A 14,350-nucleotide genomic window follows, 5' to 3' on the forward strand; every position below is an offset into this window, starting at 1 on the left:
CCTGCGGTGAGGGTGGTGCGGTGCCGGCGACGCCGCCGGCCCCCCACTCGATGAGGTGACCACCTTGGACAAGGTCCTGGACTCCCCCGCCCGCGCGGTGGGGGACATTCCCGACGGCGCGCTGCTCGCGGTCGGCGGCTTCGGCCTGTGCGGCATCCCGTCCACCCTGATCGGCGCGCTGGTCGCCGCGGGCACCACCGGACTGCGGGTGGTCTCCAACAACTGCGGGGTGGACGACTGGGGCTTGGGCCTGCTGCTGCGGGCCGGCCGGATCGCCCGGATGACCTCCAGCTACGTGGGCGAGAACAAGGAGTTCGCCCGCCAGTACCTGAACGGCGAGCTGGAGGTGGAGCTCACCCCGCAGGGCACCCTCGCCGAGCGGCTGCGGGCCGGCGGCGCGGGCATCCCGGCGTTCTTCACCCCGGCCGGCGCGGGCACCCAGGTCGAGGAGGGCGGCCTGCCGTGGCGGTACGCGCCCGGCGGCGGCGCGGTCGCGCTGGCCTCCCCGCCCAAGGAGGTGCGGGAGTTCGGCGGGCGCCGGTACCTGCTGGAGGAGGCGATCACCGCGGACTTCGCGCTGGTCCGCGCCGAGGTCGCCGACCGGCACGGCAACTGCGTGTTCCACGCCGCCGCCCGCAACTTCAACCCGCTGTGCGCCACCGCCGGGAAGGTCACCGTCGTCGAGGCGGACCGGATCGTCGAGCCCGGCGAGCTGCCCCCCGACGCCGTCCACCTGCCCGGCGTGTACGTGGACCGGGTGGTCGCCGCCGACCCCGCCGACCGCCGCATCGAGCGACGCACCGTCAGCCCGGCCGCCCCGAAGGAGTCCTGATGACCACCACGCTCGACCCGCGCGACGCGCTCGCCGCCCGGGCCGCCCGCGAACTGCGCGACGGCCAGTACGTCAACCTCGGCATCGGCCTGCCGACGCTGATCCCCGGCCACCTGCCGCCGGGCGTGCACGTGGTGCTGCACTCCGAGAACGGCGTCCTCGGCGTCGGCCCGTACCCGGCGGACGCCGACGTCCACCCCGACCTGATCAACGCCGGGAAGGAGACCGTCACCGTCAACCCCGGTGCGGCGTACTTCGATTCGGCGTTCTCCTTCGGCATGGTGCGCTCCGGCCGGATCGACGTCTCGGTGCTCGGCGCGATGCAGGTCTCGGCCCGCGGCGACCTGGCCAACTGGATGATCCCCGGCAGGATGGTCAAGGGCATGGGCGGCGCGATGGACCTGGTGCACGGCGCCCGCCGCCTCATCGTGGTGATGGAGCACACCGCCCGGGACGGCGCCCCCAAGATCGTGCAGGAGCTGTCCCTGCCCGCCACCGGCCGCGCCGTGGTGCACCGCATCGTCACCGACCTGGCCGTCCTGGACGTCACCCCCGAGGGCCTGCGCCTGGTCGAACTCGCCGACGGCGTCAGCCTCGACCGCCTGCGCGCCGCCACCGAACCGCCCGTCCTGACGGACTGACGGGCTCACGGGCCCGCGCGGCGGGGGTGACCCAGGGTGACCCTCACCCCCCGCCGCGCGTGGCGTCCGCCGCTACTTCAGGTTCGGGATCTGCCAGTCGATCGCCTTGCCGCCGAAGCCCTCCAGGGCCGCGTCGATCTGCGAGAACGGCTTGCTGCCGAGGAACAGCTTCGCGGACAGCGGCGAGGGGTGGGCGCCCTGGACGACCACGTGCCGGTCGGTGTCGATCAGCGGCAGCTTCTTCTTCGCGTAGCCGCCCCACAGCACGAAGACGCAGGGCTCCTCGCGGGCGCTGACCGCCTTGATCACCGCGTCGGTGAACTTCTCCCAGCCCTTGTTCTTGTGCGAGTTCGCCTCGTGCGCGCGCACCGTGAGCACCGCGTTGAGCAGCAGCACGCCCTGCTCGGCCCACGGCATCAGGTACCCGTTGTCGGGGACGGTGAGGCCGAGGTCGGTGGTCAGCTCCTTGTAGATGTTGCGCAGCGACGGCGGCGTCTTCACGCCCGGCAGCACCGAGAAGCTCATGCCGTGCGCCTGGCCGTTGTCGTGGTACGGGTCCTGACCGAGGATCAGCACCCGGACGTCCTCGTACGCGGTCGCGGCGAGCGCCGAGAACTCCTGCCCGGCGGGCGGGAACACCTCGTGCTCCGCGCGCTCGGCCGCCAGGAACTCCGTCAGCTGCGCGAAGTACGGCTTGCCGGTCTCCTCGGCGAGCACCGCCCGCCAGGACTCCGGCACCTCCAGGACGCCGCCCACGCTCGCCTCGGCCAGCTCCGTCACGTGTACCTCCCACCGGCCGCGCCGCACGGCGACCGCTCTCATCGGACTCCGGGCCCCGTCGTCCAGGCCCGCGTGGTGAACGCTACTCGCTCGCGCCGACAGCCTGCCGCGCCCGCCGGACCCGCAGCGCCTCCCAGCCGTTCAGGCCGACCAGCACCACGGCCAGCAGCACCAGCACGGCCAGCGCGGGCAGCCGGTGCAGCGGGGTGAGCAGCAGCACCGCCAGCAGCGCGGAGACCACCGCCGCGGCGGCCAGCCGGGTCGGCGAGATCATCCCGAACATCATCTTCCGGGTGTAGCTGAAGCTCAGCAGGTACAGCACACTGCCGCCATACAGCAGCCCGAGCGCGCCGTCGCCGAGCACGCCGCCGGGCCGGGCGACCGTCTCGGCGAAGCCGACCGCCACCGTGATCACCCCCGCGATCAGCGCCAGGTGGCCGTAGGAGAACACCTGGCGCATCACGTCGCGGCGGGAGACGGCGGTCTCCAGGGCGTAGCGCATGGCGTCCGCGGCATAGCCGAAGTACTGCCACCACAGGGCGCACGAGATCACGAACGCCACGGCGACGGAGGCCAGTTGGCCCGCGTGCAGCGGGGCGCCGGCCACCGGGGCGCCGATACCGACGATCGACTCGCCGAGTGCCACCAGCAGGAACAGCCCGAACCGCTCCGGCAGGTGGCCGGGGTGGTAGTCGACCCGGGCCAGGTGCCGGCGGAACGCCAGCGGCGCCGCCAGGTCGGTGGCCGCGGCGAGCGCCCACAGCGTCTCGCGCAGCGGGGAGCCGGCCAGCCCGCCGAGCAGCAGCAGCGGCCCGGTGAGGAACCCCGCCACCCCGTACGGGCCGATCCAGATCCGCCGCACCTGACGGGCCATCAGGCCGAGCAGCACCAGCCGGGCCGCCCAGTACGCGGCGCCGAACAGCACCCCGCGCGGGCCGAACGCGCCGGGCAGCGCCAGCGCCATGAACAGCCCGGCCAGGCCCACCGCGAAGATCCCGATGCGGTCGCGCGCGTTGTCCACGTCCCGGATGTTGGCCTGCACCGTGGTGCCGACCCAGCACCAGTACACCGGCACGAACGCCACCAGCGCCCGGCCCACGCCCGCCCAGTCGTGGTGGTGGTGCAGCAGCCCCGACACCTGGGTCACCGCGAACACGAACACCAGGTCGAAGTAGAGCTCCGCCCAGGTGACGCGCTTCTCCTCCACGTGAACTCCCCCCGTCCGCCGGGCGCCTCCCCGACGCCCGCCCCGTGACCGGCACAGGGTACCGGGGACGCCGCCGACCGGGCCGACTAGGCTGAGCCGCGTTGGGGCAGCCAGTGGCGCCCGACCGGCCAGCGGTGTCCGGTCGGAGCGATGCAACAGATCGTTCGACCGTCGCAAGACCGAGGAGACACCTACCGTGGCAGACCGCAAGCCCATCGAGACCTGGCTGACCGACATGGACGGAGTCCTCATCCACGAGGGCGTGCCGATCCCGGGGGCCGACGCCTTCATCAAGCGGCTGCGTGAGTCCGGAAAGCCCTTCCTGGTGCTCACCAACAACTCGATCTACACCCAGCGCGACCTGCACGCCCGGCTCTCCCGGATGGGCCTCGACGTCCCCGCCGAGCACATCTGGACCTCCGCGCTGGCCACCGCCAAGTTCCTCGCCGACCAGCGCCCGAACGGCACCGCCTACGTGATCGGCGAGGCCGGCCTGACCACCGCGCTGCACGACGTCGGCTACGTCCTCACCGACAGCGACCCGGACTTCGTGGTCCTCGGCGAGACCCGCACCTACTCCTTCGAGGCGATGACCAAGGCCGTCCGCCTGATCGACGCGGGCGCCCGCTTCATCGCCACCAACCCGGACGAGACCGGCCCGTCCGCCGAGGGCGCGCTGCCCGCCACCGGCGCGGTCGCCGCGCTGATCACCAAGGCCACCGGCGTGGAGCCGTACTTCGTCGGCAAGCCCAACCCGCTGATGATGCGGGCCGGCCTGAACGCGATCGGCGCGCACTCCGAGAACAGCGCGATGATCGGCGACCGGATGGACACCGACATCGTCTCCGGCATGGAGGCCGGCATGTCGACCTTCCTGGTCCTCACCGGCCTCACCCAGGCCGCCGACGTGGACCGCTTCCCCTACCGCCCGACCCGCGTGGTCGACTCCATCGCGGACCTGGTCGAACTGATCTGACGCCGCCTCGCACGGGTCCCCGGTCACCGGGGGCCCGTGCCGTTGCGTTTCCTCAGCCCAGTTCGCGGGCGTCGGTCTCCGGCAGCCAGTCGCGTCCGGGGCGGTACTCCAGCCAGCGACGCTCGCGCCCGCGGTCGGCGAAGGCACGCAGCAGCGCCGGGACCGCGGGGTGCGGGCGGTCGCGGTGCCAGACCAGCGACCAGGCGTACAGCGGGACCGGGTCGGCGAGCGGGCGGACCACCAGCCCGGGCGAGGCGGCGAGCGGCAGTTCGGCGGGCAGCAGGGTGCAGGCCTCCGGGGCGGCGCGGACCCGGTCCAGCAGGTGGGCCAGGCCCAGGTTGGCCTCGCCGGGCAGTACCGGCACGCCGAAGCGCTCGGCGAACCGGGCCAGGAAGTCCAGCCGGGCCGGGGCGGCGGGCAGCACCAGGCGCAGCGCGGCGAGGTCGGCGGGCCGCACCTGGGCCTGGCGGGCCAGCGGGTGCCCGGCGGGCAGCACCACGTCCACCGGCTCCAGCCGCACCAGGCGGTGCGCCAGCCGCGCGGGCGGGCCGGCCCCCTCCGCGGGCGGGTGGAAGCGCCCGAACCCGGCAGCGGCCTCACCCCGCTCCACCGCCTCGGCCACCCCCGCCAGGTCGCGTCCCGGCCCCACCTCGACCGGCAACCCGCCGTCCCCACCGAGGACTTCACGCACCGTCCGGAGCGGCTCGAACAGGTGCCCCCAGACGTCCAGCCGGGCCGGGCCCACCCCCTCCCGGGCCGCGGCCACCGCGGCCCGCCCGGCGGCCAGCGCCGCCCGCGCCGGCTCGAGGAACCGCCGCCCCGCCTCGGTGAGGCCCACCGCCGAACGCCCCCGATCGACCAGGCGGACGCCCAACTCCCGCTCCAGCGCGGCGATCCGCTTCGACACGCCCTGCTGACTGATCGCCAACTGCTCGGCGGCGCGCCGGAAGTGCAGCTGCTCCGCGACGGTGACGAAGGCGCGCAGCTGGGCGAGGTCGGGGTCCATCCCGCCATCCTCGCCGACAACCAGCGGTTGTCGTACGGCAGTTCCGGTTGTTGGACCGGCCACCGCCCGCCGCCGTCTACTGGTCGCACCGCCGACCCCCGTCACCGCCCGGCGCGAACGCCGCTCCACGGCCACGCCGTCCGCACCCTCCACCGACCCGATCCACCCCGAGGAGCACCCCATGAGCCCCGAACCGAGCACCGACCCGCGCACCGTGGTCACCGCGTACGTGGCCGCCGTCGCCCGCGGCGACCTGGCCGCGGTCCGCGCCGCCTTCACCGAGGACGCCACCTGGAGCTACCCCGGCGGCGACCTGCCCTTCAGCGGGGTCTGGCGCGGCCGAAAGGCGATCGTCGAGGACTTCCTCGGCGCGGCCGGCCCGCTGTTCGCCCCCGGCACGCCGGTGAAGGTCGCGCTGACCGGCACCCCGATCGCCGAGGGCGACCGGGTGGTCGCCGAGTGGACCTCCCGCGGCACCACCGCCCACGGACACCGCTACGACAACCGCTGCCTGGGCGTCTTCACCGTCCGCGACGGCCGGATCGCCGCCGTCCGCGAGTACACCGACACCCTGCACGCCGCGCGCACCCTCTTCGCCGAAGCAGAGGTAGAGGCCGACGCCGAAGCCGAGACCGAAGCCGGGGCCGCCTCAACGCACTCTTAAACCGTCCCTAAACAAGCCGACATCACGTCAATTCTGCCGCCCCGCAGGGCTAGCGTCCCGGACACGCCCTCCGCTCGACGCAAGGAGCCCGCCGATGGCCGCCCTCCGCCGCACCGCCGTCCTGCTGGCCGCCACCGCACTGTTCAGCGGCCTGGCCACCACCCCGGCAGCCGCGCACGGCTCGATGCAGAACCCGCTCAGCCGGGTCGAGGGCTGCTACCTGGAGGGCCCGGAGCAGCCGAGGTCGGCGGCCTGCCGGGCCGCGGTCGCGGCGGGCGGCACCCAGGGGCTGTACGACTGGATGGGCGTGCGGATCGGCGATGCGGACGGCCGGCACCGCGAGCGGATCCCGGACGGCAAGCTGTGCAGCGCCGGCGACCCCGAGTTCGCCGGGCTCGACCTGCCGCGCACCGACTGGCCCGCGACCAGCCTCCCCGCCGGCCGGCCGTTCACCTTCCGGTTCCGGGCCACCGCCCCGCACCGCGGCACCTTCCGGCTCTACCTCACCCGGCCCGGCTACGACCCGAGCCGCCCGCTGCGCTGGGCCGACCTCGCCGACACCCCGTTCCTCACCGTCACCGACCCGCAACTCGTCGACGGGCAGTACATCCTGCCGGGCACCGTCGCCGCCGGGCTGACCGGCCGTCAGCTGCTCTACGCGATCTGGCAGCGCTCGGACAGCCCCGAGGCCTTCTACTCCTGCTCCGACGTGGTCTTCGACGGCACCGGCGCCACCCCGAACACCGCGCCCGTCCCCAGCGCCCCCGCCCACACCCACGAGGCCGCGACCACGTCCGCGCCCGCCACCCCCGAACCGACCACCCCCGCGCCCGCCACCACCACCGCGCCCGCCACCGCGATCAGCACCACCGCGGCCGCCGCTCCCGCCGCCGCACAGCTCGCCCGGACCGGCGGCTCGGCCGGCACCACCGGCGTGCTGATCTCGCTCGGCTCGGTGCTGCTGCTCTCCGGCGCGGCGCTCGGCGTCCTGCACCGCCGGCGCCCACGGCACGCCCGCCGCGCCCGCTGACCCGCCCGCCGACCCGACGAAGCCGCCCCGCGCGGGCCGCCCCCAACAGCGGCCCGGACCATGCGGGTGGCTCCGCCGCTCCGGGGGAGCGGGATGGTTCAGTTAGGGGCATGAGCAGCACGCCCCACGCCCCGTTCCGCGTCGGACTGATCGGCTACGGCCTGGCCGGCTCCGCCTTCCACGCCCCGCTGATCGCCACCACTCCCGGACTGCAGCTGGACGCGGTGGTCACCGCCAACCCCGACCGCCGCGCCCAGCTGCACCGCGACCACCCGGGCGCCCGCGCCCTGGACACGCCCGAGCAGCTGTTCGAGGACGCCGACCGTTTCGACCTGGTGGTGATCGCCTCCCCGAACCGCACCCACGTCCCGCTCACCCGGACCTCGCTGCTGGCCGGCCTGTCCACCGTGGTCGACAAGCCGCTCGCCGCGACCAGCGCCGAGGCGCGCGACCTGTGCGAGTTCGCCGAGAAGTCCGGCCTGCTGCTGTCGGTCTTCCAGAACCGGCGCTGGGACGGCGACTTCCTGACCGCCCGCCGGCTGATCGAGGAGGGCCGGCTGGGCCGGGTGCACCGCTTCGAGTCCCGCTTCGAGCGGTTCCGCCCCAAGCCCAAGCCCGGCTGGCGCGAACTCGCCGATCCCGCCGAGGTCGGCGGCACCCTGTACGACCTCGGCAGCCACCTGGTCGACCAGGCGCTCGCGCTGTTCGGACCGGTGGAGACGGTGTACGCCGAGATCGACGTCCGCCGGGACGGCGCGGTGGTCGACGACGACGCCTTCCTCGCCCTCACCCACGCGGGCGGCGTCCGCTCGCAGCTGTGGACCAGCGCCCTCGCCCCGCTGGCCGGCCCCCGGCTGCGGGTGCTCGGCGACAGCGCAGGCTACGTCAAGTTCGGCATGGACCCGCAGGAGGCCGCGCTGCGCGCCGGCCGCCGCCCCGCCGCCGACGGCGCGTGGGGCGCCGACGACCCCGCCGCGTACGGGCTGCTCGGCACCGACGGCGACGCCGAACCGCTGGCCACCGACCCCGGCGACTACCCCGCCTACTACGCCGCCATCGCCCGCTCCCTCACCGACCGCACCCCGCCCCCGGTCGACCCCCGCGACGCCGTCGCCACCCTCACCGTCCTGGAGGCCGCCCGCGCCTCCGCCGCCACCGCCACCGTGGTCCGGCTGCCCTGACGACGCGAAGGGCCCCCGGAGCGGCGAACCGCCCCGGGGGCCCCGGCACTGCGCACTGACGGGGCGTCAGCCGTTCTGGTAGTAACCGAACATGTCGACGATCAGGTCGATGTCTCCGTCGCTCTCGTTGAAGAAGTCGACGATGCCGTTGCCCGGCGTGGCCTGCACCAGGTTCGGGACGGTGTCGCCGACCCGCCAGTTGAGCGTGGAGACGTTCGGCGGGGACGGCGGCGTCGCGTAGTGGCCCTTGTACGCGTCCAGGCTGTTCGGGTCCGGCGCGACGGTGAGGTGCCCGGAGTCACGGGTGTTGGTGACGGTGGTGTTGAAGACGAACGCCGGGATGTCGCCGCGCGTCGTCATCGGCGCGTAGATGTAGTAGCGGCCCTTCAGCGGCCCGCCCTTCCAGGTCGCCGGGTCGCGAGTGTCGAACAGCCGCTCCGGGTCGACCGGCAGGAACGCGGCGTGGGCGCCGGCGCCGTAGTAGCCGACCACGTCGACGATCACGTCGGCCCCGGCCCAGGCACCGTTGTACACCTTGATGTGGCCGTCGGGGCCGACCGGGACGATGACCGCGTTGGCCACGGTCTGCCCGGCGGTGAAGTTGACGTTCGAGGCGGTGGGCAGCTGCTGTCCGCTCGGATACACCGTCAGGTGGCCGTCGCTGTTCGGGTTGGTGACGGTGACGTTCAGTGCGACCGCGGTGATCCCGCCGTTCGGCAGGCCCGGGGCGGCGCCCGCGACGTTCACCCAGAGCGACCCGTACGCAGCGAGCTGGCCGCGCGCGGCACCGAGCCCGGAGCGGGTGTCGACCAGCCGGGTCGGCCCGACCGGGCTGTAGCCCGCGGCGTCGCTCTCGGTGAAGTAGCCGGTGACGTCGGCGATCAGGTCGGCCTTGCCCCACCCGCCGTTGAACAGGTCGACGTAGCCGTTCGCCCCGATCGGCACGATCACCAGGTTCGGCACGGTCTGCCCGGCCCGGTAGTTGACGTTCGAGGTGGTCGGCTGCTGGCCGCCGTCCGGGTAGGCGGTGACGTGGCCGTCCGCCGCCGGGTTGGTGACCGTCAGGTTGAGGACCGCGGCGGTCGCGTTCGCCGGGATGGTGCCGGTGCCGCCGACCTTGAGCTTGACCGTCCCGTACGGAGCGACCTGTCCCTTGGGCGCACCGGTGCCGTCACGGGTGTCGAGCAGCCGCTGCGGGCCGTACGCGGTGAACAGCGAGCCGAGCGTGGAGACCTTCACCGTGTTGGCGATGGTGTTCCCGACCTTGTCGTAGTCGGTCACGGTGATGGTGTAGTCGCCGAGCTTGTCGTAGATATGGGCCGGCGTCGCCTTCACCGGCTGGTTCCCGTAGAAGCTGAGATTGTCGGCCTTGCCATCGCCCCACTGGATCCAGATCTCCTGGGCCACGGGCTGAGTGGTCACGTCCACGGTCAGCGAGACGCCGTACGCGCTGGTGTTCTTCGCGGTCAGCGCCATCGCGAAGCCGGGGTTGTTGCTCTGGAACCTCACCGCGCCCCGGTCGGCCATCGGGCCGTGGCCGAAGTAGTCGGTGGCCAGCGCACCGGGCGCGGACTGGTTGGCGGTGCCGATCGCGGCGGCGCCGGTCTGCAAGGCGTAGCCGACGTCCCCGTCCCAGCCGCTGTTGACCGCCTGCGGGGCGACCGTCTCGACGGTGTCGTGAGCGCCCTGGGCCTGCGCGGCCCGGAAGGCGGCGACGGTCGGGTACGCGGTGCCGGCCCAGCGGTAGGGCCCGGCACCCGAGGCGTCCGCGGAGTAGAAGTCGTTGTAGTCGGTGGTGGTCGCCGAGGCGGACTCTGCGGAGACCGTCACGGTGCCCTGGCCCGAGTCGCAGGCCGCCACGCCGGCCGACTCGTTCAGCAGGTTGTTCTGGATGGACACGGCCGTCGAGGCGCCGTCCACGGCGATCCCCGCAAGGCACCCGCGCTGGACGGTGTTGCCGGTGATGGTCAGGCCCTGCACCCCGGTGGCGGCGATGCCAGCGGTCTGCTCGTAGCCCGAGTTGTTCCGGGCCGTGCTGAAGCCGGCGACCAGGTTGCCGGCCAGGGTCACGTCCTTCGCCCCGGCGGCCACGGAGATCGCCGCGTTACCGGCGAGCGGGTAGGAGATCGAGGTGTACGTCCTGGTCACGGCGACCGAACTGGACGCGCCGTCGATGGTCAGGGCGTTGGCACCGGACCCGTAGAGATGGGTGGAATCAACGGTGATCCGGCTGGAGCCCTGGACCACCAGGGCCGGAGCGTTGCCACCCATGAGCATCAGGCCACGGACCGTCACGTCGCTGACCCCGTCCAGGGTCAGGACCGGCTTACCCGCTGCCGCGTTGTACGACATCATCCGCGGGCGGTTGGTGCCTGCGGTGATGGTCAGGCCGGAGGTGTGGACGACCACCGCCTCCATGTCGTCCGGCGGGGTCGCCCCCTCGTCCTTCCCGTCGACCTGGATCGTGTCACCGGAGACGGCCGCGTCCACGCCACGCTGCACGGTGCAGAACGGCGCCGCCTGGGTGCCGGTCCCGGTGTCCGTGGTGCAGCCGTAGTGGGTGAGGACGTAGATCGTCCGGCCGGAGGACGGCACCGCGGCGGGCCGGGCCGCGACGGCCTGGCCCTGCACGCGGTAGGAGTTGCTCGCGGGGCTGGTGAAGGTCTTGGCGCCGGGCAGCTCCCACCCGTCCTGGGCGGGAGCCTGCGCGGCGTTGGGTACGGCGTTCGGAGCCGGGTCGGCGGCGTACGCCTGGCCCGGCAGAAAGGCGAAGCCGGCGGCGAGAGCCGCGGCGGTCGCAACGAGACGGCGGTGGAGCACCGACCCCCCAGGTCTTGAAGTCTGAAAATCGCCTTGATGGCGGCGTCAGACTACAAGAACCCGTACGAGCCCCAACAACCGGTTTCCGTCCTGGGGTTCAGCCCTGCCAGGCGGCCAGGTGGGCATCGATCTCGGCGGTCAGCCGACGCTTTCCGGACACGTCCAGGAAGGACGACTCGACGGCGTTGCGGGCCAGCGCGGCGACGCCCGCCGCGTCCAGGCCGAGCAGCTTCGCGGCGACCGCGTACTCGGTGTTCAGGTCGGTGCCGAACATCGGCGGGTCGTCGCTGTTGACGGTGACGACCAGTCCGGCGTCGACCATCTGACGGATCGGGTGCTCCTCGATCCGCTCGACCACCCGGGTGGCCAGGTTGGAGGTCGGGCAGACCTCCAACGGGATGCGGTGCTCGCCGAGGTAGTCGACCAGCGCCGGGTCCTTGACCGACTGGGTGCCGTGGCCGATCCGCTCCGCGCCGAGCACCCGGATCGCGTCCCACACCGTCTCCGGGCCGGTGGACTCGCCGGCGTGCGGCACGCTGTGCAGGCCGGCCGCCCGGGCCCGGTCGAAGTACGGCTTGAACTGCGGGCGCGGCACGCCGATCTCGGGGCCGCCGAGGCCGAACGAGACCAGGCCCTCCGGCGCCAGGTCGAGGGCGAGGCGGGCGGTCTCCTCCGCGGACGCCAGCCCGGCCTCGCCGGGGATGTCGAAGCACCAGCGCAGCACCACGCCGAAGTCCTTCTCGGCGGAGCGCCGGGCGTCCTCGATCGCCTCCATGAAGGCGACGTCCGGGATGCCGCGGCTGACCGAGGAGTACGGGGTGACGGTCAGTTCGGCGTAGCGGATGTTCTGCCGGGCCATGTCCTCGGCGACGCCGTAGGTCAGCGTCCGGACGTCCTCGGCGTCGCGGATCAGGTCCACCACGCTCAGGTAGACCTCGATGAAGTGCGCGAAGTCGGTGAAGGTGAAGTACTCCGCGAGCGCCTGCGGGTCCACCGGGACCTTGCTGCGCCCCTCGTGGCGGGCGGCGAGCTCCGCCACCACGCGCGGCGAGGCCGAGCCGACGTGGTGCACGTGCAGCTCCGCCTTCGGCATTCCCGCGATGAACGCCTCGATCCCCTGGACACCCTCGGCCACGGTGACGGCTCCCGTTCTTCTCACCCAGATCCGGACAGACCTCGCATGCTAACCCGCGGCGCGGACCGACTCCGCGTCACCCGCCCAGCGCCACGGCCACGGTGTGGATGACCAGCCCGGCGAGCGCGCCGACCACGGTGCCGTTGATCCGGATGAACTGGAGGTCGCGGCCGACGTTGGCCTCGATCTTGCGGGAGGCGTCGTCGGCGTCCCAGCCGGCCACGGTGTCGGAGATCAGCGAGGTGATCTCCTCCCGGTAGGTGGAGACCACGTACTCGGCGGCGTCCTGCAGCCAGCCGTCGGTCTTCGCCTGCAGTTTCGGGTCGGTGGCCAGCCGGCGGCCGAACGAGCGCAGGCCCTCGGTGATCCGCCGGCGCAGCTCGCTGTCCTCGTCCTCGGCGGCGTTCAGCACCAGGGTGCGCACGGCGGCCCAGGACGAGGCGATCAGCTCCTGCACCTCGGGGCGGGCCAGCAGGTCGGCCTTGGCGTGCTCGACCCGGGCGATGGTCTCGGGGTCGTGCTGGAGCTCCTCGGCGAAGTCGGCGAGGAAGTTGTCGATGGCGCCGCGGGCGGGGTGCACGGGGTCGTCGCGGACGTCGGTGACGAAGCGCAGCAGCTCCTTGTAGACCCGTTCGCCGACCTGCTGGTCGATGAACCTCGGCGTCCAGCCGGGGGTCTTGGCGGTGACCCGGGCGACCACCTCGGCGTGGTGCTCGACCAGCCAGTCGTGGGCCCGCACCGCGACCAGGTCCACCACGCCCTTGTGGCCGCCGTCGGCGACGATCCGGCCGAGCAGCCGGCCGGCCGGTTCGGCGACCGAGGTGGCGGCGGCCCGCCGGGTGATCGCCTCGGCGACCACCGCCTGCACGTCCTCGTCGCGCAGCACCGCGAGCAGGCCGCGCAGCGCGGCCGCCGCCTCGTGGGTGACCCGCTCGGCGCTGCCGGGGGTGGCCAGCCACTCGCCGAGCCGCCGGGCGATGCCGATCGCCCCGAGCCGGGTCCGCACCACGGGCGCGGACAGGAAGTTGTCGCCGACGAAGTCGCCGAGCGAGCGCCCGAAGGCGTCCTTCTTGGTCGGGATGATCGCGGTGTGCGGGATCGGCAGCCCGAACGGCCGGCGGAACAGCGCGGTGACGGCGAACCAGTCCGCCAGCGCGCCGACCATGCCCGCCTCGGCCGCCGCCGCCACGTACCCCGCCCAGGACCCGGCCCCCGCCGCGTCGGCCCAGGTGGCCAGCCCGAACACCACGGTGGCCAGCCCGAGCAGCCCCGTGGCGATGGTCTTCATCCGCCGCACCCCGCGCCGCTTCACCTCGTCCGCAGCGGTGAACCGGACCCCTGAACCCGTCTCCTGCACGCTCACCCCGCCAGCCTGGCACACGCCCCCCACCCCCGGCCCGCACCCCGGCGAATCACTCCCGCCCGAGGACCCGTCGGACGCGGCGCCCGGCCGGCGCCCACAGGTCCCGGGGTGCGGTCGGGCGGCCCGGGCGGGTGGCTCAGCCGGTGCGGGTGGTCTCGGCGCCGGCGTAGATGCGGGCGATGACGTCCTCGATCGCGGGTTCGCGCACCGACAGGTCGACCAGCGGGTACCGTTCGGCGACCGCGGCGACGATCGGTGCGGCGCTCTGCCGGGCCGGGAAGGCCAGCCACTGGCGCGGGCCCTCGACCCGGTCGACCCGGACGCCCGGCAGGTCGATCGGCGGGCGGGCCTCCGCGAGGTCGACCACCAGGGTGCGCTCGCTCTCCCCCGTGGCGTGCAGCAGCTCCAGCGGGCCGTCGAGCACCAGCCGCCCGTGGTCGATCACCATCACCCGGCCGCACAACTGCTCGATGTCGGTGAGGTCGTGGGTGGTGAGCAGCACCGTGGTGCGCTGCTCGCGGTTGACCTGGCGCAGGAACTCCCGGACCTTGGCCTTGCTGACCACGTCGAGCCCGATGGTCGGCTCGTCGAGGTAGAGCACGTTCGGGTCGTGCAGCAGCGCCGCGGCCAGGTCGCCGCGCATCCGCTGGCCGAGCGAGAGCTGCCGCACCGGGGTGTCCAACAGGTGCCCCAGGTCGAGCAGTTCGACGCACCG

13 protein-coding genes are annotated in these 14,350 nt (G+C 73.7%); 6 read left to right on the forward strand and 7 right to left on the reverse strand.

The genetic code is table 11. From position 1 onward, the window contains the following. The first annotated feature begins 64 nt into the window (after positions 1–64). Both AB0K51_RS27225 and AB0K51_RS27230 read left to right on the forward strand, forming a co-directional pair. A complete protein-coding gene (locus AB0K51_RS27225; RefSeq protein WP_363459801.1) occupies positions 65–832 on the forward strand; it encodes a CoA transferase subunit A in 768 nt (255 codons plus the stop codon). Continuing rightward, positions 832–1,473, forward strand: coding sequence for a 3-oxoacid CoA-transferase subunit B (locus tag AB0K51_RS27230; RefSeq protein WP_363459789.1), 642 nt, complete (start codon positions 832–834; stop codon positions 1,471–1,473). The genes AB0K51_RS27225 and AB0K51_RS27230 overlap by 1 nt, the downstream gene beginning before the upstream one ends. 72 nt (positions 1,474–1,545) lie before the next feature. Here AB0K51_RS27230 and AB0K51_RS27235 read toward each other — a convergent pair whose 3' ends face one another. Together AB0K51_RS27235 and AB0K51_RS27240 are read right to left on the reverse strand one after the other, a co-directional pair. Further along, entirely contained in the window at positions 1,546–2,253 is a 708-nt protein-coding gene (locus AB0K51_RS27235; RefSeq protein ID WP_363459790.1) for a uracil-DNA glycosylase, read from the reverse strand. 82 nt (positions 2,254–2,335) lie between these two features. Beyond that, a complete protein-coding gene (locus AB0K51_RS27240; protein ID WP_363459791.1) occupies positions 2,336–3,460 on the reverse strand; it encodes a low temperature requirement protein A in 1,125 nt (374 codons plus the stop codon). 196 nt (positions 3,461–3,656) lie between these two features. Between AB0K51_RS27240 and AB0K51_RS27245 the strand changes: the two genes are divergently transcribed. Further along, positions 3,657–4,436, forward strand: coding sequence for an HAD-IIA family hydrolase (locus AB0K51_RS27245; protein ID WP_363459792.1), 780 nt, complete (start codon positions 3,657–3,659; stop codon positions 4,434–4,436). Between the two features lie 52 nt (positions 4,437–4,488). On the opposite strand, the gene AB0K51_RS27250 is transcribed toward AB0K51_RS27245, so the two are convergent. Next, positions 4,489–5,442: a LysR family transcriptional regulator gene (locus AB0K51_RS27250; protein ID WP_363459793.1), complete on the reverse strand. Its 954-nt coding sequence runs from the start codon at positions 5,440–5,442 to the stop codon at positions 4,489–4,491. A 181-nt stretch (positions 5,443–5,623) separates the two neighbouring features. Here AB0K51_RS27250 and AB0K51_RS27255 point away from each other — a divergent pair, with 181 nt between their 5' ends. From AB0K51_RS27255 to AB0K51_RS27265, 3 genes are all read left to right on the forward strand, one after another. After that, complete coding sequence (locus tag AB0K51_RS27255) at positions 5,624–6,106, forward strand: nuclear transport factor 2 family protein (protein WP_363459794.1); 483 nt, start codon at positions 5,624–5,626, stop codon at positions 6,104–6,106. A 94-nt stretch (positions 6,107–6,200) separates the two neighbouring features. After that, a complete protein-coding gene (locus tag AB0K51_RS27260) occupies positions 6,201–7,136 on the forward strand; it encodes a lytic polysaccharide monooxygenase (RefSeq protein WP_363459795.1) in 936 nt (311 codons plus the stop codon). 110 nt (positions 7,137–7,246) lie between these two features. Next, positions 7,247–8,317: a Gfo/Idh/MocA family oxidoreductase gene (locus AB0K51_RS27265; protein WP_363459796.1), complete on the forward strand. Its 1,071-nt coding sequence runs from the start codon at positions 7,247–7,249 to the stop codon at positions 8,315–8,317. 66 nt (positions 8,318–8,383) lie between these two features. Here AB0K51_RS27265 and AB0K51_RS27270 read toward each other — a convergent pair whose 3' ends face one another. The 4 genes from AB0K51_RS27270 to AB0K51_RS27285 all read right to left on the reverse strand — a co-directional run. After that, positions 8,384–11,137, reverse strand: coding sequence for a right-handed parallel beta-helix repeat-containing protein (locus AB0K51_RS27270; protein ID WP_363459797.1), 2,754 nt, complete (start codon positions 11,135–11,137; stop codon positions 8,384–8,386). Positions 11,138–11,234: 97 nt separating this feature from the next. Next, positions 11,235–12,272: an adenosine deaminase gene (locus tag AB0K51_RS27275; protein WP_363459798.1), complete on the reverse strand. Its 1,038-nt coding sequence runs from the start codon at positions 12,270–12,272 to the stop codon at positions 11,235–11,237. 76 nt (positions 12,273–12,348) lie between these two features. Next, entirely contained in the window at positions 12,349–13,629 is a 1,281-nt protein-coding gene (locus AB0K51_RS27280) for a DUF445 family protein (protein WP_363459802.1), read from the reverse strand. Between the two features lie 142 nt (positions 13,630–13,771). Beyond that, positions 13,772–14,350, reverse strand: a 579-nt coding sequence (locus tag AB0K51_RS27285; protein ID WP_363459799.1) for an ATP-binding cassette domain-containing protein, incomplete at its 5' end; no start/stop codon positions are given.

It is taken from the genome of Kitasatospora sp. NPDC049285 (genome assembly GCF_040678815.1).
In the GTDB taxonomy this organism is placed as follows: domain Bacteria; phylum Actinomycetota; class Actinomycetes; order Streptomycetales; family Streptomycetaceae; genus Kitasatospora.